A 20754-nucleotide genomic window follows, 5' to 3' on the forward strand; every position below is an offset into this window, starting at 1 on the left:
GTGAGGTTGAGTCCCAGCTCCCGCGAGAGCGCGACCGCCGCAGTCGCGTCGTCCGCGCCTCAAAGCGGCAGTCGGCACCAGCGGCCAGCCGCGCACTCGCGCCGACACGCACCTCACGCCTACCGCGGCGGCACGAAGGTGAAGCGCACCGGCGGGGTCTCGGCTGAGGCAGCGATGCAGGTGCCGACGGGCAACGACGACAGGTCCCAGTCCTCGACCACATGGCCAGCCTGCACCGTCTCAATCAGACCTTTTGACCGCACGCTCGATTGAAGACGGATAAGCTTCATGTTCTCTCCAAACCGGTCGCGGACGAACCGTCGAGACGAGCCGTCGAAGAGTCGGAACGCAAAGACGGTACCGAACGCCGAGAGAACGGACGCTGCCGTCTCGGGTCCGTACATCGCCTCCACCTGGTGGGTATTCTGAGTCCCGACGATGAACCGCAGCCCTAACGACCGTCCGAAGTTCAGCCCATTCGTCAGGTGGGTAAGTTCCGGCAGTAGAGCGAACTCGTCGAGGACAAAGATGACGCGGCCGCTTGCGCGCTGCCGAGACATCGCTTCCTTCATCGCGATGTCGAGCATCGTCTTGTAGATGGGCGCGAGCATCGTTCCCGACGCGATGTCGTACTCGAGGAACAAAGCTCGTGCGCCTTTTTCGCGCAGGAAGCGCCGAATTGAGAAGGAGCCAGGGCGCCCAAAGTTGGAACGGAACGACTCTTGGATAACCTGCTGCATGAATGCGACGCACGCCATCGCGGACGGCGAGCCCTCCTTCGGGATGTAGTGCTTGGCGCCTCTAAGGTCCTCATTTCCGGGCCGGTCGAGCATCTCGTGCATCTCGGGGACAGACATACCCGCGAGCCCGACGCGGATGTCATGGTTGGTTCGACCCATGGACTCACGCAACATCGCTGATAGCAGAGCCACGAACAAATCGCGGGCTGCGCTGGCGAAGTAGAGGTTGTCGCCAGCGTTCCGCAGAAGGCTAGAAAACAGACCATTGCTTACCTCGAGCACCTCGTCGTCGACGTCCCGACCCGCGGGTGTGGCCGCGAACTCTTCGAACACATTCCACGCCTGCTGTCGCGGGTCGTCGCTCCCCGACGCCCCAATGACTCTGTCATCCTCGCGCCCAAACGCATCGAGGTAGTCGCCCTTCGTGTCGAAGAATACGAGCACGTCGTCCGGGCGCCGAGCCGCGCGCACCGACTGCACAAGCGCAGTCATCCCCACCGTCTTGCCCGTACCGATGCCTCCGAGGAACAGCACGTGACGACCGAGCACCGCGTCGGTCAGCCCGAGGGATGTACCGCCTGTGCCCTGTACGCCGAACTCACATGGGGTAGGCCCGACGTGTCCCGCCGCTGATGCCAGGGCGAATCCGCTTATGACCGTCTCCGAATACAACGGCGGGTTCACCACCTTAAGTCCGGTTCTGCCTCAGACCTGACATCGTTTTCCCCCTCGGGCTCGGGCTCGGGCTCGGGCTCCAATGCTGACTTCCCTTCCGACTGTGATGTCGGCATTGTCGCCGGTTCCGGCCCGAACTCGGAGTCCAGGTCCGGCTTCGACTCGGACGCAGAAGTAAGCTCCGGCTCAGACTCGGACGCGGAGTTGAGCTCCGGCTCCGATTCGAGCATCGATGCCGGCACCGGCTCGAGCTTCGACTCCGGCCCCAGCGCGAGCACCAGCTCCGGCTCAGGTCGCCGACCGGGCTGCCCTGGGTCGGCGTCCACCCCGCGACTCGACGGCGACTGAACTTCAGCCGTCGGCTTCAACTTCGACTCGGATCCCGGCATCGGCCCTGGGGCCGATCTGAACTCGTGCGCTGGGGCGCCATCAGCCTCGGGATGCCGTATCGGCCGGGGCTGCATCCCTGATTCCGGCTGGGACTGTGGCTCTGGTTCGTTGCTCGCTCCTGCCTCGGACAGACTCTCGGGTTCTGGTTCGGGCTCGGGCTCGGGCTCCGGCCCGGGAACGGGTGGCGACGAGACCCTGCCCGCGTTGATCGGGTACGTCGGGGAAGAGCCTGCGAGAACATCGTGGACTTGCGGTGCAGGGTTTGGCGTCTCGGCTTCTGTACCAGCCGCGGGGCTAGGCACTGGGCGGGGCTTGAAGCCGCGCGCTGACTCGGGAGACTCCACTGCAGGTTCAACTCCGGTGGCTTCGAGATCCGATTCGCTTTCGCGCTCCGGCATCGCTGTAGCGTCGACGTGCGGCCTCAACTCATGTTGGGATTCTGAACCTTGTTCAGCTGTCGATGCATTGGACGGCGCCGATGGGGCTTCGCGACCGGCAAATGCCCCCTCCGGCCCAGCCGCGGGTTGACTTCCAGTAGCCGACGGCTCGATGTCGCGCGGTGGGGCATTCGGTGCCGCTGTCAGGCTGTCGACGGCGGCCGTCTCATCGCTATTTACCGAGACCTGCGACTGCTTGTGCGTGCTGGCCTCGAGAGCGGCAATATCGGCGCACTGAGCGCTGAACGCTTGCAGGTCCTCACGCGAATTGTTGCGGCCAATCCGACCAGCTACCTTGAACCCCTCAACTTGGACTTGATCCCAGGACGCGCCCACTGGATCTCCTCGCCAGCGAGCTTGGACCCCTTCATTGAAGAGGTGCGCCTTGCCGCGATGAAGGCCCATCTGAGTTTCAGCAAAGGAACGGTGCGCTGCATATTTGTCATCCAGACTGCGCCCGCGCTCGGGATCGTGCCTCGCATCCCATAGAGTTTGGGCCGCTCTAAAGCCCTTCCACCCCGACGGGATAGTCGACCCAAGTACCACTCCTCCCGCGACGCCAGCAGCGAGCGGGCTCGAGATTCCGTAGCCCATGAGCTCGGCAACAAGCGGCTCGTGAACGAACCCTTCGATGGCCGCCGCCGTTGCGCCACCGATCTTTGTGACCGCGACGCCGATCTCCTGCAGCGGGCGCGCTTTATGAAGAGCAGATGCCACCCATCCGCGCGGGGACTGCGGTGCGCTCGGGTCAACCTCTGGGGCCATTGAGCCATTCCAACCTTGCGAGGCCGAACTCCAGAAGTGCTGGAATCTCTGTCAGTACACGGCGAGCCGCGATATCTAAGCCGTCCCCTTGGGCAGTTGCGATGCTCGATACCATGGTGGACAACTCAGCGGTTCTATCTGGCCACCAGAGCGCCGAGGCCAGCTCAGCGCCGACGATGTATGCAGGCCCGCCGCCGAATGGCAGCGCCCATACCGTTCCGTCGATTTGCGTCTGACTTGCATCGGGCAGAGACTGGGCTATAACCGTGAGGCCCGAAAGGCTCTCCAGCGCCGAAAGCGGTGTCGTCGTATCGATCTTGACGAGAAGCTGATTCGCCAGAAGTTGATCGAGCAACGCGGTGGTCTCGCCAAGTAGGGTGAGCCAAGCTCGGACCTGGCTCTCAGTGCGCGGTTTCTCGAAGAACTCCATCGCTGGCAGCAGAACCAGGTCGAACGGCCGCGCGAGGCCCTCCCCTACTGTCAGGTAGTAAGCGGGACTCCCGTCACGGTCTTGGCCAATTATGACCGCCCCGATCAGCGCATAGACCGGCTCACTGGCCTCGATGAACGGCGCCGCGTGCGTGTCGAACTCGCTGGCTTGAGTGGCGGTTGGAGCCATGCGTCTGTCCTCCTTATCGTGCAGCCAGAATGGCGGAAATCGCGATGGGTAGGCTCTGCGTCTGGGTGAACCTCGGACGGGCGCAGTGCCATAGTTGACTGAGGTCAGCTCCCGGCCATGGTGCCTCGGGCCTGGGCATCCAGGATGACGGCGCCTGCGTCGTAAGCGATGGTGTCGATGTTCTTCGAGTTCGCGTAGAGGAATGCCTGCTCGGCACCGAAGAGTCCTAGCGCACGTGCTCCCAGCCAAACGAGGAGCGCCACAGGGAGGAGCAGTGCGAGTAGGAGGAATATCACGACCGCGGCTCCTGTGGTCAGCCAGTCCCGGTACTCGGCAAGCTGCACGGAATCCCTTGCGCCGATGAGTGCCAGCGCGCCGCTCTGCCGCGAGACGCTAATGACGAGGATGACGCCAATGACCGAGGTGGCGATCGCGAGAGCGACTGTGGCGACGCCGAGACCGGCGGCGGGAATATTCGAGTAGTTTTCATCTAACAAGCTGGACACGGCGGATGTCAGAGTGCCGCCGAGGGCGAGGATGCCGATGACGTTCAGCGCGACGGCCACGGCCACCGCTACGCCGAGCGCAGAGACACCGCGCGAGCACTTCACCTCAATGCCATCGACCTTCCCGAGGTTCGTCTCGCGGAACGCGGTGGAGGTTGAGAACAATGTCTTCGCTTCCGCAGCATAAACAACGCGGGAGTCGGTGACGAAGAGAAAACTAACCAGGTGTCCGAGGGGCCGCCGCATCGAGGTGATTGGGTAACTCGCGAGCACACGTTCGTCCTTAAGAAGACGGAACGGGTAGTGCGTCGCATCGGGCGACGGATCGGTCGCCGCGAGTGGCGTCGTGGGCGAAGTGTTACTCGGCTCGAACATGCTCAGTCTCCTGTCTTGGCGTAGTCGATGAGCGACGAACGCGCGGTTGGTGATGGAATCGAAGGAGTGTCGGTCAGCAGATCAACGGAACTGTGAACTGGCCGCCCAGTGGAGAGGTCGACGAGCGAATACCGCACCGCCGCGCGCGACGGGACTGAGAGCTGCGTGAGCGAGCGCCTAGCAAACACACGTTGCGTCGGGCGGACGAGCGAGAGCGACCACTGCTCGGACGGGCTCACTCGACTGTCCACAGCACCGAGTGCCGTAGCGCGAACGACGGCAAGCGCCACTCCGATCCGATGCCGGTTTCGGACTATGACGAACAGGCTGGCGGCGATCACGACAAGCATCCCTGCACCGGTCAGCAGTCCTCCTGGCCGAACGCCCTCCACGTCGAAGGCCACGTCCGCGCTGAAACCGGCGCCAGTTGCTGCTCCGCCGTCGACCCAGATGCCGAAGGGCAGGGCGACAGCCGTCGGGGTGCCCTCCAGCACTTCGTGAGCTCCCGTGATCGATAGAAGGCCGGGAGAGAACGAGTAGGCGGTCGAAACGACGATGAAGGACGAGTCATCCGTCGCGACAAAGCCGCCGCCCGGCGCCCATTGCGCGTATGCGGCGGCGAACTCCTCGTGATTTTCCGCCTCGACCGTCACTGTGTAGGTGGTCTCGTGGCCAGCGGTGGAAACCGCTACGCCCGCGGTCGTCCCCTCAACTCCTAGCAGCCGCTCGAAGCCGTCACCGACGAGCTCGACATCAGAGTTGAGGACGCTGAACGATGTGGTCGCCGTGACCGAATCGAACTGACCAAGACTTAGGCGCTGTTGCACGCGCTGGAACGGCGGTGAGTAATGGACGGTGGCCGGCTCGTTCGCGCTCATATCGACATCGACGGTTTCCGCGTCGACGCAAGAGCGACCGTCACTACGTCGGTGAGCGGCGGCGCATCGGCCGCGCAGACATTCGCGCAACTACTCGAATCCTCCAAGGTCAGCGTGACGCTCGCAGGGTCATCCGCAGCCGGCTCCACGGTCGCCGCTAGGACCGTCCCCTCCGTGTCCAGCGCCACATCGGTCGCGGCAGCAACCACATCGAGCGTGCCACTGAAGGACACGGCCCAGACGTTACCGTTCCTGATCAGCTGCGCTCCCTCGGGTGTGTGGTCGGCGAGGTAGCGTTCGTATAGGACCGGGTCGCTGTCTGCGCCCATCTCGTACGTGATGGCACGAGTGGCCTCGCTCGCATCGCGGATGTCGGTGCGGACGGTGACCCTCGCGAAGCCGCGGTCGTTGATCAGGCTGGCTACCATCCGTCCGTCATGCATGACGGCTGCTTGGCCCGCGTATTCGAGCGTGGTGTCGCCGAACTCCCAAGCGTTACTCGCGCTGGCGATGACGCCGTCCTCTTCCAGCCCCGCGAACAGCCAGCCGAGCAGTTCGGCGCTCGTGAACTCCTCTTCGATACGGAGCACGCTCACAAGGGGAGATTTCGCCACGCTGAACAGGGGCGACGGGCGGCTGACACCGCTTGCAGCAAGTAGGGCCGTCGCCTTGGAGAGGTATTCATCGGTCGATGCGAAGGACATGCTGATCGTCGCGGACAGCGCGCCATCAGCCTGGACGGCGATACCGGAGTAGGAGAGCTCTTCAGGTAGGTGCCTTTCCACCGAGGCATCTACGGCAGAAATGCCGCCGATGAGCTGCTCGGCATCCTCTGCAGGAAGGATTAGTACCATCACTCTTGTACCGGACCCATCCGCGGCAATCCGCATGATTGTGTCGATGCGTGCACCACAGCCGACGAGCAGTGTGGCGATGGCCCACAGACCGAGGACTCGGAACACCCTGACGCGGCTCTTCCGACAGTCGTAGGACCAGCCCTTCAACTGTGGAAGCCGCTTGATGTGCCGTTGGAGCCGTTGCCACACCGGCCATGCCACGCTTTCTGAAGGCGCTTGGCCGTTCGTGCACTCGATGACGCCATGGCAGGCGTCGTTGTCGTTGCCTGGGACGCCAACGCCCGTGTCCACTTGGTCTATTGGCTCATCGTCGCTCTCGTCAACGCGCCGTGCCGCGCGCCGGACATGCGTCGTCGGCAGCCCGATCGCGATGACCGGTTGCTCACTGGCCAAAGCGTTATGGCCACATTTGACGCCTACGCTGAGGACACCTACGCCCTGGTTTGGCCACCGATAGTCGTCGCCATCCCCGTGGTGCACCTCGTAAGTGGCGCTGTCAAGGCTAGTGTCGCCTTTGCCATTGCGCGCGTTGAGGTCGAGGAGCGCGTCGGGCAGCCCGCGGTCCACACCGAAACGGGAAGGCCCGACCGCCCCCTTGGGTAGGCGCGGCTCGAAAAACTCTCGGACGTGACCGTCCTCTGCCGCGATGGGTGCCGTCATCATGTCCTCAGTCGACCGCGTCACGTAAAGCGGAGGCTGCTCTGGTTTTCGGAACGTTGTTTGCGTTGATCATGCCGCGACAAGGGCGCTCGAGGGAAGAGTTCTTTGCGCGGCGAGCGTGGGTTACGCTGGCGCGATCAGCCGCGCCGGATTGTTCCGGCCGTCGCCAATCTCGAACAATGTCGACGCGAGCGGACCCTTGAGTCCACCGCGTGCGGTCGACGAGCTCGAGGTCGACTTCCGCCGCTGGGAGCGGTTCGAGCGCGAGCCGCGCATCGCGAGCCACTCGCCGCTCGGGGTGATCGAGCTGATGCCGACGAGCGACGGCACCGCCTACGGGTTCAAGTACGTGAACGGCCACCCCTCGAACCCGTCGCGTGGCTTCCAAACCGTGACGGCCTTCGGCGTGCTCGCCGATGTGATGACCGGCTACCCGACATTCCTGTCGGAGATGACGATCCTCACGGCGCTGCGCACGGCGGCCGTCTCTGGGCTCGCCGCTCGGCACCTGTCACGCGAGGACAGCAGTGTCATGGGGATGATCGGCGCCGGCTCGCAGGCGGTGTTCCAGGCGCTCGCCGTGCGCTCGCAGCGGCCGGGCGTCACGCGGCTGCGGCTGTTCGACGTCGACCGGCCGACGGCCGAGACCGCGAGCCGGCACTTGCGCTCGCTCGGCTTCGACGTGACGATCGAGACATCCGCCGCCGACGCCGTGCGCGACGCCGACATCATCACCACCTGCACGGCGGACAAGACGAACGCCACCGTGCTGCACCTCGACGAAGTGCCGGCAGGCGCACACATCAATGCGATCGGCGGCGATTGCCCCGGCAAGACCGAGCTCGACATCGAGCTCGTGCGCCGCAACCGCGTCTTCGTCGAGCACACGCCGCAGACGCGTATCGAGGGCGAGATCCAGCTGCTGCCCGCCGACTTCCCGGTGACCGAGCTGTGGCGCGTCATCACTGGTGCGGATGCTGGACGCATCTCGGCCGACGAGGTGACGGTCTTCGACTCGGTCGGCTTCGCCATCGAGGACTTCACGGCGCTCCGCTACGTGCAGAAGGCGACCGCGGCCACGCGCTTCTCCGAGCCGATCGACCTCATCACCGAGCCAGAGGACCCGAAGGACCTCTACGGCATGATCGGCACGCCAGTCCTGGTCTGACCGCTCCGCTCCTCCGACCCGCTGGTCGAGTAGCAGCCGGCGAAGTCAGTTGCTGGTCGAGTAGCAGCCGGCGGAGCCGGCCGCGTCACTTGCTGGTCGAGTAGCAGCCGGCGGAGCCGGCCGCGTATCGAGACCACCCGCGCGCTGCACCGACCCAGCCGAACGCGCTCAGTCCTTCCCGAAGTGCTTCCGAATCCGCTCCGCCTGCGCCACCGTCAGGTGCCACTCGGTCCCGATCTCGTGATCCTCGAACGGCCCTTCACCGTCCTGCGGGTTGCGCAGGAACCCGCGGATCTGCTTGCCCTTGCGATCCAGCCCCAACTCGCGCGACAGCTCAACCGGCGTGATCGTCGTCTCGTCCATGCTCCGAGGCTACGCGGCCTGGGAGCGACGGGCTTCGCGCGGCGCGCTCCCTTGCCCGGGCGCCCACCACGGCATCGGCGTCGCATCAAGCTCGAGAGTGGTAGTGCGCTGCGATGCTGTGCGCGACGGCGACCGGGTCTTCGTGCTCCCAGAAGCGGAGCACCTCCCAACCCGCAGCGACGAGCCGTGCTGTGGTCTCCAAGTCTCGCTCGCGGTTGCGTGCGATTTTTGGTTGCCAGTAGTCGGCGTTGGCCCGCGGTGGGACGAAGTGCTGTGGGCAACCGTGCCAGAAGCAACCATCGATGAAGACGGCGATCTTCCGCCGCGTGAAGATGATGTCAGCGCGACGGCGCCGATCCGACGTAAGCGGCGCCATGTCGACGCGGTATCGGAGGCCGGCGGCGTGGATGAGGCGGCGCACCTGCAGCTCGGGCTGAGTATCCCGGCGACCGTTCCCCTTCATGACGGCCGTAGCGCTCGCGCTCGATGCCCACCCACCGGGCATGGCCCGCTTCCCGCGGAGCACCGCCTCGACCTCGTCGCTCAGCTCACTCACAGCTTTCCTCATGGGCGGCGAGCTGGCTAGCTTTCGTCGGTGGCCGAAGGTACATTCGATCCATGTCCTCCTTCAAGTTCGTCGATCTCTTCGCTGGCATCGGAGGCTTCCACGCAGCGCTGGGCGCCGTCAACGGCGGCACGCTCGCCATGGCGTCCGAGATCGATGCTCCCGCCGCCGCGATCTACGCCCAGAACTGGGACGAGGCACCCGAGGGCGACATCATCCCGTTGACCGAGAGCCGGATGGCGGTTCCCGCTCACGACGTGTTGAGCGCTGGCTTCCCCTGCCAGCCCTTCTCCAAGTCCGGGTTCCAGCGCGGGATCAACGAAGCACGCGGCACGCTGTTCTTCAACATCCTGCGGATCCTGCAAGAGCGCAAGCCTTCCGTTGTCATGCTCGAGAACGTGCGGAACCTCGCTGGCCCCAGGCATCGGGAGACGTGGGCCACGATCGTGCGGCTGATGCAGGACGCGGGCTACAAGGTGTCCACGACGCCGACGGTCTTCTCGCCCCATCTCCTGCCGCCGGAGCTGGGCGGGCGACCACAGATCCGGGACCGCGTCTTCATCATGGCGACCTACGTCGGAGACCCCGCCCGGGCTCGAGCGCTCTCGCCGAACGTGCCGCTCGTTCCGCGAGGAGCTATCGGCGGATGGAACCCCGACGACTGGGACATCTTCAAGACGCCGATCGGACCTGACCAGCGACCGCTGATCCAGCCCGATCAGGAGGTGGTCCGCTTGGACGACTACCGATTGACCGAAGCGGATTCCTACGTGATCGACGTCTGGGCGGACTTCGTGAACAGGCTACGCAAGAAGGGCGTCTCCAAGCTCCCTGGCTTCCCCATCTGGGCGGACCACTTCACTCACCTAGAGGCCCTCGAGATCGGCGAGGATGTACCGACCTGGAAGGCCGACTTCTTGCGAAAGAACTCCGCCTTCTACTCGGAGCATCAGGACGTGATCGACGCCTGGCTGCTTGCCCACGGCGAGCTGCGAGACCTACCCGCTTCGCGCCGCAAGCTCGAGTGGCAGGCGCAGTCGACGGCAGCCCTGCGAGACACCGTGATGCACCTCCGCCCGTCAGGACTGCGCGCCAAGCGAGCGACGTACCTGCCCGCGCTCGTCGCGATCACACAGACCTCGATCCTTGGCTCTCGCGGACGGCGCATCTCACCGCGCGAGGCCGCGCGTCTACAAGGACTGCCGGACTGGTTCACATTCGGTGGTCAGCGGGACGCCCTCACCTACAAGCAACTCGGCAACGGTGTCAACGTCGGCGCTGCCGCCTTCATGCTCCGGACCCACGTCGAGCGGGACGCGAAGCTGATCGAGGAGACGTCACCCGCAGTGGTGAACGCGATCCTGTCCGCTCCCCGCAATCCCGACGAGGCGCTCAGCGAGTCCGACCGGTTCGTTCGCGCCGCTTAGCCCCCGCGTCCGAGGTGAACGCGAAGTCAAGCCCATCCGCCGACCCAGTTGAAGCGTGAGCCATCACCCCTGCCGCCATAGTAGAAATTCGCGTTAAGCGCATTGGCAGCGTTCCGGATCCGGTCAGCCGCCCCCGAGCGCTCGAGATCCGACATCTTGTTGACTCCGGCGAGATGAACTGCACCCGTACCGCTTGCCTGCACCGTTACCCAAGAGTTCAGGTCGGCCACTCCGCCTCGCAACGGATCTCGCCACCCGGTGAGTTCGCCAAGCCAGCCCAGCGCGGCCGCCAGGGTGGCCGGCGTGGACCCCGAGAGGTTCCACTTGTCGTCCAACCACGGGGCGGTGCCCGACGCCGCGCGCTCTCTATCGAGCCGATGTACCGCATCCACGAAGTCGTGTGGTCGCATCCGGTCAACCATCGAGAAAATCTGCTCAGTCAAACTTCCGGGTCCGACGGCACCGGCCAATACGGGCCACCAAACGCGGGCATTGTCGGAGTACCTCGTGTAGGTCAAGATCCCGTCGTCACAGTTCGCGACCAACCATGGTAGATATGTGCGGTCGTAAAACCGAGGAGCGTGGCCAGAAGCCTCGAGCATCGCTAGCAGGAACTGCGCGGTGCCGAGCGGGTATTTGTATCTGGCGGAATCTGCTCGATCCACGTCTTCGTATCCCCCCTGCGTGGCGGCCCATAGCGAAGGGACCGCGAGCAACCTCTCGCGGCTCGCAGCATCCACCACGCCGTCCCAGTACTGGTACGCGCCTCGAATTTCTGCTGACTGAGGCCGCTTTGACCCCCACCGAACTACGTGGTTGCTCAGACTGTCGAACCGCGGCGAGAACAGGTCGACCATCATCAGGTTCGACGGCGTCTTTTCGCGGAAGTCGGGGTGCACCAGCCAAGAGTGGGACTTGATAGAGAAGGCGACAATCTCGAACCCGGGGGCCACAGATGCCAACATCGAGGCTGAGACGAGGCCGTCGATGTCCGCGCTGACAGCGAGGGGACGCGACTGGCCGAGCAGCCCAGCTAGTCGTGCAGAGGCTGAATCGGGGTCGGTGCTGATTTCGCTACCGAGCGCGTCGATAGCGATCCGTCGCCGTGATTGAGCGTTCAATTGAGCACCTGTCATGTTGAGGACAGTAACGCCCCGCGTGGCTCGCTATCGAGCGGAGCGCCCCGAGTCTTCGAGCCGCCCTGGCGCTACCAGAGCGTCAGGCTGCGTCACGTCGCTGCGCAGACGTCGTGAGAAGAAGCGGATGTCGATCCGACCGCGGCTATCGCGGGAGCGCTCAACGCCGGCCAAGCACGCGCTGCGAAGCTAGATGCCGGCCAGCCGATCGACGAGCGCGTTGAATTGAGCGTCTGAGATCGCGCCGGACTGCTTCATAGCGAGCAGTTCGGCGATCTCCGCGGCACGGCCCGCTGAGGGAGGTTTCGCAGCCGCGAACATCGTCGCTAGACGCGGGAAACGATCCGGTGTCGCGATCGTCTCGGCGTAGGCCAGGAACGGATTTTCGGCACCACGCCCCTCGTTCCTAGGCGCCACCAGGACAGCAACGCACTCAGGGTGATTCTGCGCATGCGCCGAGACGGCACCGAACGGCAATTCGACTGCATCGGGCTTGACTCGCACGGCAGACGCCGGCTCGTCGTGCAAAGCCGGGTCGATGAACACCAGTCCAGGCAGATGAGGCGAGACGAATACAGTCGGCTCCTGGAAGCCTTTCCCACTGCCACCGAGGCCGTTCGTGAGGCGGAACGCGGATTTGTTGGCCGAGGTCTGAGCCTTCACGGACCAGAGGCCGCGGGCGGCGTCTTGCAGATCCATCAGGTCGAAGCCTCGAGCCGAATGGCCTCCAGGAAGGGTGAGCACTCCGAGCGCCCATGCTGCGGCCGCGATCAGCCATTCGACCGCTCCACCGACGACGAATCGATTACCCGGGTCGGAGGGATTCACCCGGTCGATGTTGAGTCGCATCGCTGCTTCGACCTCGCTGCGTACTGAAGTGTCGCGTGCCAGTCCATCTCTGAGCCGGTCGAAATGCTCAGACCCGGAAGAGCCGGCCGAGCCCCCGATGTATTCGATGGAGAAGAGCGTCATGTTCAGACACTATCCGCGCAGCATCGCGCGACCTGACGAACGGCTACGCCCCGCATCACTGTCACACGGCGTCACATGCCTGCACCGTCCCTCGATCCACGAGACACTAGAAGGCAGCCCGCCGCCGCAGCCGGGTGACCCTTCCCCCAACACAGGGCGCCGACCGCGCCCCCGCTTGGAGTTCCATGATCTCGATCGAGCACGTCAGCCGCCGCTTCGGCGACGGCCCTGACGCCGTCGTCGCGCTCGACGACGTCTCCATCGATGTCGCGAAGGGGCAGATCTTCGGCGTCGTCGGGCAGTCCGGCGCCGGCAAGTCGACGCTGCTCCGCACCGTCAACGCGCTCGAGCGCCCTGACTCCGGCCGCGTCACCGTCGACGGCGTCGACGTCACCGCCCTCAGCGGCCAGGCGCTCCGCAACGAGCGCCACAAGATCGGCATGGTCTTCCAGCACTTCAACCTCGTCGGCAACCGCACGGTCGCCCAGAACGTCGAGTTTGCGCTCGAGGCGACCGGCGCCGCCGAGAAGGACCGCCGCCCGAAGGCGCTCGACATGCTCGACCTCGTCGGCCTCGCACACCGCGCCGACGACCGCCCCGGCCAGCTCTCCGGCGGCCAGCGCCAGCGCGTCGGCATCGCGCGCGCCCTCGCGTCCGGCCCGGACGTGCTGCTCAGCGACGAGGCGACGAGCGCCCTCGACCCCGAGACGACCCGCTCCATCCTCGAGCTCATCCGCCGCCTGAGCCGCGAGCTCGGCCTCACCGTGCTGCTCATCACGCACGAGATGGAGGTCGTCAAGCGCATCTGCGACGCGGCCGCCCTTATGGAGACCGGCCGCGTCATCGAGCAGGGCGGGCTCGACGAGCTCATCCGCACGCCCGGCAGCCAGGTCGCCGCCGAGCTCTTCCCGGTCGGCGAGCCCCACCGCATCCCGGGCCACCGCATCGTCGACGTCACCTACACGGGCCTCAGCGCCGACCGGCCGGTGATCGCGCAGCTCGCCCGCGACTTCGGCCTCGATGTCTCGATCCTCGGCGCCGCGCTCGAGACCATCAACGGCCACCAGGCCGGCCGCACCCGCCTCGCGGTGCCCGGCGACGAGCACACCGCCCGCCAGGTCGTCGACAGCCTGACGGCACAGGGCGTCACCGCCTGGGAGGTGCTCGCATGATCGACGTCAGCTCCCCCACCTTCTGGCCGCAGCTCATCGCGGTGCTCCTCGAGGGCACGTGGGAGACGATCTACATGACGGCGATCGCGATGGCGATCACCTTCGTCGTCGGCCTGCCGCTCGGCATCATCCTGGTGGGCACCGAGCAGGGCCGCTTCCTCGAGGCGCCCTTCGGCTCGCGCGCGCTCGGCCGCGTCATCAACGCGCTGCTCGGCTTCATCGTCAACCTCGGCCGCTCGGTGCCGTTCATCGTGCTGATGATCGCCCTCATCCCGCTCACCCGCTGGCTGCTCGGCTCGTTCATCGGCACCGGGCCTGCGATCGTGCCGCTCACGCTCATCGCGATCCCGTTCTTCGTGCGCGTCGTCGAGATCGCCGTGCGCGAGGTCGACCCCGGCCTGTTCGAGGCCGCGGAATCGCTCGGCGCCTCCCGCTGGCTGCTCGTGCGCCGCGTGCTGCTGCCGCAGGCGACCCCGTCGATCCTGCTCGGCACCGCCACGACCATCACGTCGATCATCAACTTCTCGGCGATGGTCGGCGTCGTCGGCGGCGGTGGCCTGGGCAACGTCGCCCTGACCTACGGCATGCAGCGCTACAGCAGCATCCACATCATCGGCGTCGTCATCATCCTCTTCGCCCTCGTGCAGCTCATCCAGTGGGCGCTGACCGCGCTCGCCCGGAAGCTCGGCGCACCCAGCACTCGTCGCGGCCCCAAGAAGGACGCGACGGCGGATGCGCAGGCCCACCTCGACGTGGACCTCACGATCCCCGACCCCCGCCGCCCGACGCCTCCGTCGAGCACTCCTTAAGGAACCCCCATGACCAGCATCTTCCGCCGTCGCGTCGCGACGACCATCGCCGCCGGCGTCGCCGTCGCCGCCCTCGCCGCCTGCTCGTCGGGCACGCCCGCCGCCGCTCCCGAGGCCTCCGGCGCCGCCGAGGACGGCTCGCTCGGCACGATCCGCGTGGGCGCTCTGCCCGTGCCGGCCGGCGACATCCTCACCTGGGTCGACGAGAACCTCGCCCCCGAGGCCGGTCTCGACATCGAGTGGGTCGAGTTCACCGACTACAACACGCCCAACCCGGCCCTCTCCGACGGCTCGACCGAGGCCAACCTCTTCCAGAACTCGACGTTCATGGAGACGTACAACTCGCAGGCCGGCGGCACGCTCGTCTCGGTCGGCGAGGTCTACCTGCCGGCCGCCGCGTTCTACTCGGAGTCGCTCACCTCGATCGACGAGCTCGGCGAGGGCGCGACGATCGCCATCCCGAACGACCCGACCAACGAGGGCCGCGCGCTCGGCATCCTCGCGGCCGAGGGCCTCATCAGCATCGAGGAGGGCGCGACCAACCTCGACGGCATCACCGAGAACCCGTCGAACTTCCAGTTCACCGAGGTCGAGAACGCCACGCTGCCGCTCGCGATCCCGGACAACGACGCCGTCTTCGTCACCGCATCGTTCGCGCTGCCGGCCGGCCTCACGCAGGACCAGGCCATCCTCACCGAGGGCGACGACTCCGACTACTTCAACATCCTCGCGACGACGCCCGAGCTGCAGGACGACCCCCGCGTCGCCGCGCTGTACGAGCTGCTCACGAGCGAGGAGACGGACGCCTACATGCTGGAGACGTGGGGCGGCCTGATCGTCCCCGGCACCGAGTGACGGCACCGCTGGCGGGCTGATCCCCGAGCCGGAATGAGAGTGCGCCGCGTGCCCTGTGCACGCGGCGCACTCGTCTTCCGGCGCGGGTCGCGTGGCTGTGATCGCATCTCCTCTGCTCGCGCCGAGAGCGGAGTCCATGTGGGTGGCCGCCCCTACTCTCCTCACAAGGAGGCGGCGATGACGAGCACCGAGCAGGCACGAACAGCGGTCGTTGCCGCCCGCGCCCTGCTCGCCGAAGCGCCGTCGTTCTCGACGACGTCGGACGCCGAGGTCGCCGAGCTGCTCGGCCGAGTCGCTGAGCTGGCGCGCATCGCCGAGAGCCTGCAGGTGCGGCTCGCGCACGAGGTGGAGGAGCGCTCGCACGGCGCGGTCGATGAGCCCCTGTGCCTACGGCTGGGGGCTCGGCACGTGCGGGAGGCGGTTGCGAGGGCCTTCGGCCTCGGCCCCCGCCGCGCACTCGACCTGCTGCTCATGGGGCGAGCGACATCGCCGTCGAACGCCATCACCGGTGCCCCCATCGCCGCGAGATATCCGGCGGTCGCTGGCGCGCTCGCCGGGGCCGAGATCTCGTTCGCGCAGGCGCACGCGATCGTCGCGACCATCGAACCCGCCGCCCCGCGAGCCGAGGTCGAGCAGCTGGCGACGGCCGAGCAGCTGCTGGTCGAGGCAGCCACAGATCCGGCCACGCCGCTGCCACCAGAGCAGCTGATCGTGCTGGCCCGCCGATGCGCGGCGCTCCTCGACCCAGATGGGGTGCTCCCGAACGACGAGCAGCAGCGAGCGCTCCGCTCGTTGCGCATCCGTCAGCAGCGCGACGGCTCGTGGCTCACCGTCATCCGCTCCCCCGCCGAGGACGGCTCCGCCATCAAGGCGGTGGTGGATGCGTACACCGGCCCACGCGTCAAGGTCGCCTTCCACGACGAGCACTGCGATCACGGCGGATGCTCGGGAGCCGACTGCAGCAGCGCGGAGCATTCGCTCGACGACCGCTCGCCCGAGCAGAAGGCGCACGACGCCCTCGTCGCGATGGTGAAGGCGCACGCTGCCTCCGGCGATGCGCCGCTGGCCGGCGGCGAGTCGCCCTCGCTCGTCCTGACCGGCACGATCGAGGCGTACGGCGCCTACGTGCAGGGCGTTCGCTGCGCCGAGCGGACGCTCACGATCGAGCACACGAGCAGCCTCGTGCCCATCGAGCACGTCGACCAGCTCGTCTGCTTCGCCGACCTCCACCACCTCGTGGTCGACGAGCAGGGCCACCCGCTCTGGCTCGGTCGTACGCAGCGGCTCTTCACCCGCGCGCAGAAGCGCGCCCTCGCCAAGCGCGACAAGGGCTGCCGAGTGCCCGGCTGCGGCATGCCGGTCGCCTGGTGCGAGACGCACCACATCGTCCCCTGGCAGGACGGCGGCGCCACCGACGTCGACAACGGCATCCTCGTCTGCAGCTACCACCACCACGAGATCCACGCCGGGCGGTTGCGGGTCGAGAAGGTCGGCCGGCAGCCCGGCAGCTGGCGGATCGTGCCGCAGCTGCAGGCGGCGCGGCAGGGTCGCGACGCCTCCGCCATGATGTCCATCGCCGCCGCGTTCCCCACGGCGACCGGCGCCCCGGGATCGCTCGGCGCAACCGCACCCGCCTCGCTCGCCGTGAAGCTGCCGGAGCCTGTCGGCCCCCGCATCGAGCCGCACACGAGGGCGAGCGTCGAATCGAACGAGCCGAGGTCCTCCGAGTGCGTCACGCGACCGCGACGGCGCCCGCGTGCTGCCGCCAACGCATCCGGCGGGAGCGCAGTCGGATCGACCGAGCGACGCATCCGCACGCTGCTCCATGAGCACGGCCGAGCGCGCCAGCATCGAGGGCGGGCGGATCGGCCGCCGCGGATCAGCATCGTCCTGCGGCGCTGATCCGCGCCGGGCTCGCACGCGGCGCACACCGCGCGCAGACCGCGCATTCGGCTGCACGGCAGGCAGGGCGGCATGCTTGAGGGATGCAATCCCCCCGCGACGCCGATCGGCCCTCGTCTGCCCCCGCGTCGTCGACCGCATCGCTCGTGAACCACGAGGGGAAGGCCGCGGGGATGCGCCAGCTCACCGCATCCGTGCCGATCCGAACGGCTGCCAGCGGAGCGCAGATCGGGATCCCAATCCTGGTCGTGTCGATCACGGGCGACATCGCCCTCGGAGCGGCGCTCGCGGCGCTCGCGCTCGTGCCGAGCATCATCGCCGCGCCGCTCGTCGGCGCGATCCTCGACCGCGTGCACCGGCCGCGCCCGCTCATGATGGCGGCCGCAGCGGGCACCGCCGTCGCCTACGGGCTGACCGCAGCGCTCGACCCGCTGCCGGTGTGGCTCGTCGCGATCGCGCTCGTCCTCAGCGGCCTCCTCAACCCCTTCGGCTTCGGCGGGCTCTCGAGCTTCGTCGCGCCGGCCGGCACGGATGCGCGCCGCGCGTACGCGCTCGACGCGCTCAGCTACAACCTCTCCGGTGTCGCGGGTCCGGCGCTCGTCGCGCTGCTGGCGCCGACGCTCGGGCCGCGCTGGGCGCTCGCCTCGATGGCCGGGATCGCGCTCGTGTCGCTCGCCGCCTACCCGCTGCTGCGCATCGAGCGGCGGGAGGCGGAGCGCAAGGGGCTGTGGCGCTCGATCGGCGCGGGGCTCGTCGCCCTGTCGACGCATCGGCCGCTCGCCACGATCACCGTCTCGGGCACGCTCGTCGAGTTCGGCCGCGGCATCATGCCGATCGCGGCGATCGGCATCGCGCTACTCGCGACGGGCGACGCAGCCGCGAGCGCCTTCATCGTCACCGCCTTCGCGATCGGCGCGCTCGTCGGCGCCATCGTCGAGCCGATCCGCCGCACGAGCCTGTCGCCGCAGGCGACGATGCTCGTCGGGTTCGGGCTCGTGGGGCTCGCGACGCTCGCCGCCGCGCTCGACCTCGGGTTCTGGTGGACGATCGTGCTCGTCGGTGTCTCCGGCGTGTTCAGTGCCGCACCCACCGCCGCGATGCTCACGCTCCGGCGGCTCGAGAGCCCCGAGGACGTCGTCGCGCAGGTGTTCACCGTCGGCTCTGCGCTGCGCACGACCGCGAGCGCGGGCGGCACGGCCGTCGCCGGTCTGCTCGCCGGCCTTGACCCGCTCCTGCTGCTCGCCGCCTCGGGGGCCGTGTGGGTCGTGGGAGCGCTCACGATGCTCGCGTTCCCACGCTCGCGCTGAGGGCGAGCGCGCGCGTCATCCGCGTCCACCTGGTGTGTTGACCGGCTCCTACGCGCACTGAGGCCCGCAGGTCAGCCGCCGTCGAGCTCGATCGACTCGATCGCGTCGAGCAGCGCGGCAGGGCCCACCTCCGCCAGGCACTCGCGGGCCTCGCTGACGCCGCTGAGCATCGCGCATCCGCCCGTCCACCACTGGGCGTGGACGACGAGCGCCCGACCGTCGGCGAGCGGCACGAAGCCGACCGGGTTCTCGGTGCCGAGCTCGGTGAGCGCGATGTGCGCTGTGACGCCGCGCTCGGACTGGATCAGCCAGCTCGTCGCCGCCAGCCGCTCGTCGATCCGGCGCTGCTCGATCACCGTGATCACGCCCGACCCAACGGTCGGGTCGAGGGGAGGTGACGTGCCGTCGGTGATGGTCAGCACCGTCTCGCCGAACGGCTCGACCACGCGGATCCGGTGCTCCGCGCCCGGACCGGTCGTGGATTCATCGACGACGGTGTGGAGGTGCGGCACGTCGAACGCGATCGCGCCGTCTGCGGTCGTGAAGCGCTCGAGCGGCCCGTCGTACGCGAACGTCTCGCGCACATCGGCGGGAGGCGACGCCCCGGCCGGGAATGCGCTGAGCGGCACCGAGTGCAGCTCGAGCGTGCTGAGCACCGCCTGCAGCAGCTGCCCCTGCTCCCCCGAGACGAAGCGCGCCACCTCGTCCGGCGAGTCGTAGCTGCTCGGATCGGTGCCGTCGGGTGCGCGCCGCAGTCCGAACGCGTGCCGTCGACTGCCGTCGGACTGCTCGGTCGTGAGCGTCCGGCTGGGCCCCGCCGCGGGATCGATCACCGCCAGGTGCGGGATGTAGTACCACTCGCAGAGCAGCCCGCAGCTGACGGCTTCCTCCCACCAGCCGGTGACGACCCGGCCCTCGCTGGCCTCGCGCTCGACGACGAGGCCATCCCCTGCCGCTGACGCTCCGGACGGCCCGTGGCGGTAGAACCACGACAACACCGGCTCATCCCACGCATACGCGGACGAGAGCACCGGCTCGTCGACGTACACGAGCTGCTGCTCGCCCCCCTCGTCGAGCAGCGCCACGACGTTCACCCACGACACCATGTCCTCACCCATGAACCTGCTGCGGTCCTCGACGGTCCAACCCGGTGGGATGCGGAAGCGTGCTGACCCGGTCTGCGTCTCGACCTGCTGCCAGGACGAGGCGGGCGTGACCTGCGGCGCGACCTCAACAGGGGTCGCGCATCCACTGACGACCAGTGCCGCGCCGGCCGCGAGCAGGGCGAGGGCGGCGCGCGGTCGGTGGTGCGTGCTGCGCATGCGTGCTCCTGTCTCGAGGTCGTGCATCGTGCGCCCGGCTGGACGTGCGATCAGGGCATCGCGTCGCGCGGGACCGCATGCTGCTCGAGCGTCGCGAGCACGGCCATCAGCTCGGCGACGTCGTCGCTCTCGAGGCACGCTTCGGCATCCGCGACGTCGACCACCTGCTGGCAGGCGTCGAGCAGCGAGAGATCGGCGATGAACTGCGCAGACCGGGCATCCCCCGCCGGGACGATGCCCCACGGCGCCTCTCCGTCGGGCACGAGCGTAACGGAGGCGAAGACCTGCACGCCAGCCTCCCCCTCCACCCACCAGCTCGCCGCGGCCGTCGGCACGCCGCTCTCGTCGGGGATCGCCGCGGCGATCGGACGCTGCTCGACCATGCCCCAGCCCGCGGTGATCTGCCCTTGCGCATCGATGGCGCCGTCGATGTAGCGCAGCAGCTCCCGGCCGCTGTCGTCGAGCAGGACGACGTTGTTCATCCACTGGTCCTGGGCTTCGTGATCGAGCCCGACGCGGCTCTCGTCGCGCACCGTCCAACCGCGCGGCACCTCGAACGCGGCGTTGCCGATCTGCGTGACGAACGCCTGCTCTGATCCCGCGGATGCGGTCGGGGCGGCCGTCGGCTCTGCGCTCGGCTCCGCCGTCGGTACGGCGCTCGGCGCCGCCGTCGGGTCAGCGCTCGGCTCGAGGGCCGGCGCGGTCGTCGCCGGGGTCGGAGCGCCGGTCGTCATGCTGGGCTCGGGCGGCGCCGCTGCGCCCGGTGCTGAGCAGCTGGCGATGGTCGCCACGACCACGACCAGGGCGCCCGCTGCGCCGGCGAGCGGAGCGAGCGGCGGGGTGCGTCGATGCAT

18 protein-coding genes are annotated in these 20754 nt (G+C 67.7%); 7 read left to right on the forward strand and 11 right to left on the reverse strand.

Translation table 11 applies throughout. From position 1 onward, the window contains the following. Nucleotides 1–119: 119 nt before the first annotated feature. From EDD26_RS03485 to EDD26_RS14510, 5 genes are all read right to left on the reverse strand, one after another. Nucleotides 120–1274, reverse strand: coding sequence for a type IV secretory system conjugative DNA transfer family protein (locus EDD26_RS03485; RefSeq protein ID WP_170165517.1), 1155 nt, complete (start codon nt 1272–1274; stop codon nt 120–122). A 1716-nt stretch (nt 1275–2990) separates the two neighbouring features. Further along, nucleotides 2991–3626, reverse strand: a complete 636-nt coding sequence (locus tag EDD26_RS03495; protein ID WP_123696430.1) for a hypothetical protein — start codon at nt 3624–3626, stop codon at nt 2991–2993. 104 nt (nt 3627–3730) lie between these two features. Next, a complete protein-coding gene (locus EDD26_RS03500) occupies nt 3731–4507 on the reverse strand; it encodes a hypothetical protein (RefSeq protein ID WP_123696431.1) in 777 nt (258 codons plus the stop codon). A gap of 2 nt (nt 4508–4509) precedes the next feature. After that, nucleotides 4510–5385: a hypothetical protein gene (locus EDD26_RS03505; protein ID WP_123696432.1), complete on the reverse strand. Its 876-nt coding sequence runs from the start codon at nt 5383–5385 to the stop codon at nt 4510–4512. Continuing rightward, nucleotides 5382–6905, reverse strand: coding sequence for a hypothetical protein (locus EDD26_RS14510; protein ID WP_148058683.1), 1524 nt, complete (start codon nt 6903–6905; stop codon nt 5382–5384). The genes EDD26_RS03505 and EDD26_RS14510 overlap by 4 nt, the downstream gene beginning before the upstream one ends. Nucleotides 6906–7101: 196 nt before the next feature. Here EDD26_RS14510 and EDD26_RS03520 point away from each other — a divergent pair, with 196 nt between their 5' ends. Next, entirely contained in the window at nt 7102–8070 is a 969-nt protein-coding gene (locus EDD26_RS03520) for an ornithine cyclodeaminase (protein ID WP_245989734.1), read from the forward strand. Nucleotides 8071–8238: 168 nt separating this feature from the next. On the opposite strand, the gene EDD26_RS03525 is transcribed toward EDD26_RS03520, so the two are convergent. Both EDD26_RS03525 and EDD26_RS03530 read right to left on the reverse strand, forming a co-directional pair. Continuing rightward, on the reverse strand, nt 8239–8433 hold the full coding sequence (locus EDD26_RS03525) for a hypothetical protein (protein WP_123696436.1): 195 nt from the start codon (nt 8431–8433) through the stop codon (nt 8239–8241). 85 nt (nt 8434–8518) lie between these two features. Beyond that, nucleotides 8519–8989 (reverse strand): very short patch repair endonuclease, encoded by a 471-nt coding sequence (locus EDD26_RS03530; protein ID WP_342769289.1) that lies wholly within the window; start codon nt 8987–8989, stop codon nt 8519–8521. A 62-nt stretch (nt 8990–9051) separates the two neighbouring features. On the opposite strand from EDD26_RS03530, the gene dcm reads away from it, so the two are divergent. Continuing rightward, complete coding sequence (gene dcm, locus EDD26_RS03535; RefSeq protein WP_123696437.1) at nt 9052–10425, forward strand: DNA (cytosine-5-)-methyltransferase; 1374 nt, start codon at nt 9052–9054, stop codon at nt 10423–10425. 26 nt (nt 10426–10451) lie between these two features. On the opposite strand, the gene EDD26_RS03540 is transcribed toward dcm, so the two are convergent. Together EDD26_RS03540 and EDD26_RS03545 are read right to left on the reverse strand one after the other, a co-directional pair. Beyond that, on the reverse strand, nt 10452–11561 hold the full coding sequence (locus EDD26_RS03540) for a hypothetical protein (RefSeq protein WP_148058684.1): 1110 nt from the start codon (nt 11559–11561) through the stop codon (nt 10452–10454). Nucleotides 11562–11750: 189 nt separating this feature from the next. Next, a complete protein-coding gene (locus EDD26_RS03545; RefSeq protein ID WP_148058685.1) occupies nt 11751–12533 on the reverse strand; it encodes a hypothetical protein in 783 nt (260 codons plus the stop codon). 185 nt (nt 12534–12718) lie between these two features. On the opposite strand from EDD26_RS03545, the gene EDD26_RS03550 reads away from it, so the two are divergent. The 5 genes from EDD26_RS03550 (at nt 12719) to EDD26_RS03570 (ending at nt 18578) form a co-directional block, all read left to right on the forward strand. Beyond that, complete coding sequence (locus EDD26_RS03550; RefSeq protein ID WP_123696440.1) at nt 12719–13705, forward strand: methionine ABC transporter ATP-binding protein; 987 nt, start codon at nt 12719–12721, stop codon at nt 13703–13705. Further along, a complete protein-coding gene (locus EDD26_RS03555) occupies nt 13702–14514 on the forward strand; it encodes a methionine ABC transporter permease (RefSeq protein WP_123696441.1) in 813 nt (270 codons plus the stop codon). The genes EDD26_RS03550 and EDD26_RS03555 overlap by 4 nt, the downstream gene beginning before the upstream one ends. Nucleotides 14515–14523: 9 nt before the next feature. Then, entirely contained in the window at nt 14524–15369 is an 846-nt protein-coding gene (locus EDD26_RS03560; RefSeq protein ID WP_123696442.1) for a MetQ/NlpA family ABC transporter substrate-binding protein, read from the forward strand. Nucleotides 15370–15546: 177 nt separating this feature from the next. After that, nucleotides 15547–17271, forward strand: a complete 1725-nt coding sequence (locus tag EDD26_RS03565; protein ID WP_170165518.1) for an HNH endonuclease signature motif containing protein — start codon at nt 15547–15549, stop codon at nt 17269–17271. 83 nt (nt 17272–17354) lie between these two features. Next, nucleotides 17355–18578, forward strand: coding sequence for an MFS transporter (locus tag EDD26_RS03570; protein ID WP_123696444.1), 1224 nt, complete (start codon nt 17355–17357; stop codon nt 18576–18578). A 71-nt stretch (nt 18579–18649) separates the two neighbouring features. Here the strand turns inward: EDD26_RS03570 and EDD26_RS03575 are convergent, their stop codons facing one another. Together EDD26_RS03575 and EDD26_RS14600 are read right to left on the reverse strand one after the other, a co-directional pair. Continuing rightward, nucleotides 18650–19900 (reverse strand): hypothetical protein, encoded by a 1251-nt coding sequence (locus tag EDD26_RS03575; RefSeq protein WP_123696445.1) that lies wholly within the window; start codon nt 19898–19900, stop codon nt 18650–18652. A 50-nt stretch (nt 19901–19950) separates the two neighbouring features. Further along, nucleotides 19951–20754: a PT domain-containing protein gene (locus tag EDD26_RS14600; RefSeq protein ID WP_170165519.1), complete on the reverse strand. Its 804-nt coding sequence runs from the start codon at nt 20752–20754 to the stop codon at nt 19951–19953.

It is taken from the genome of Agrococcus jenensis, from assembly GCF_003752465.1.
Taxonomy (GTDB): Bacteria; Actinomycetota; Actinomycetes; order Actinomycetales; family Microbacteriaceae; genus Agrococcus; species Agrococcus jenensis.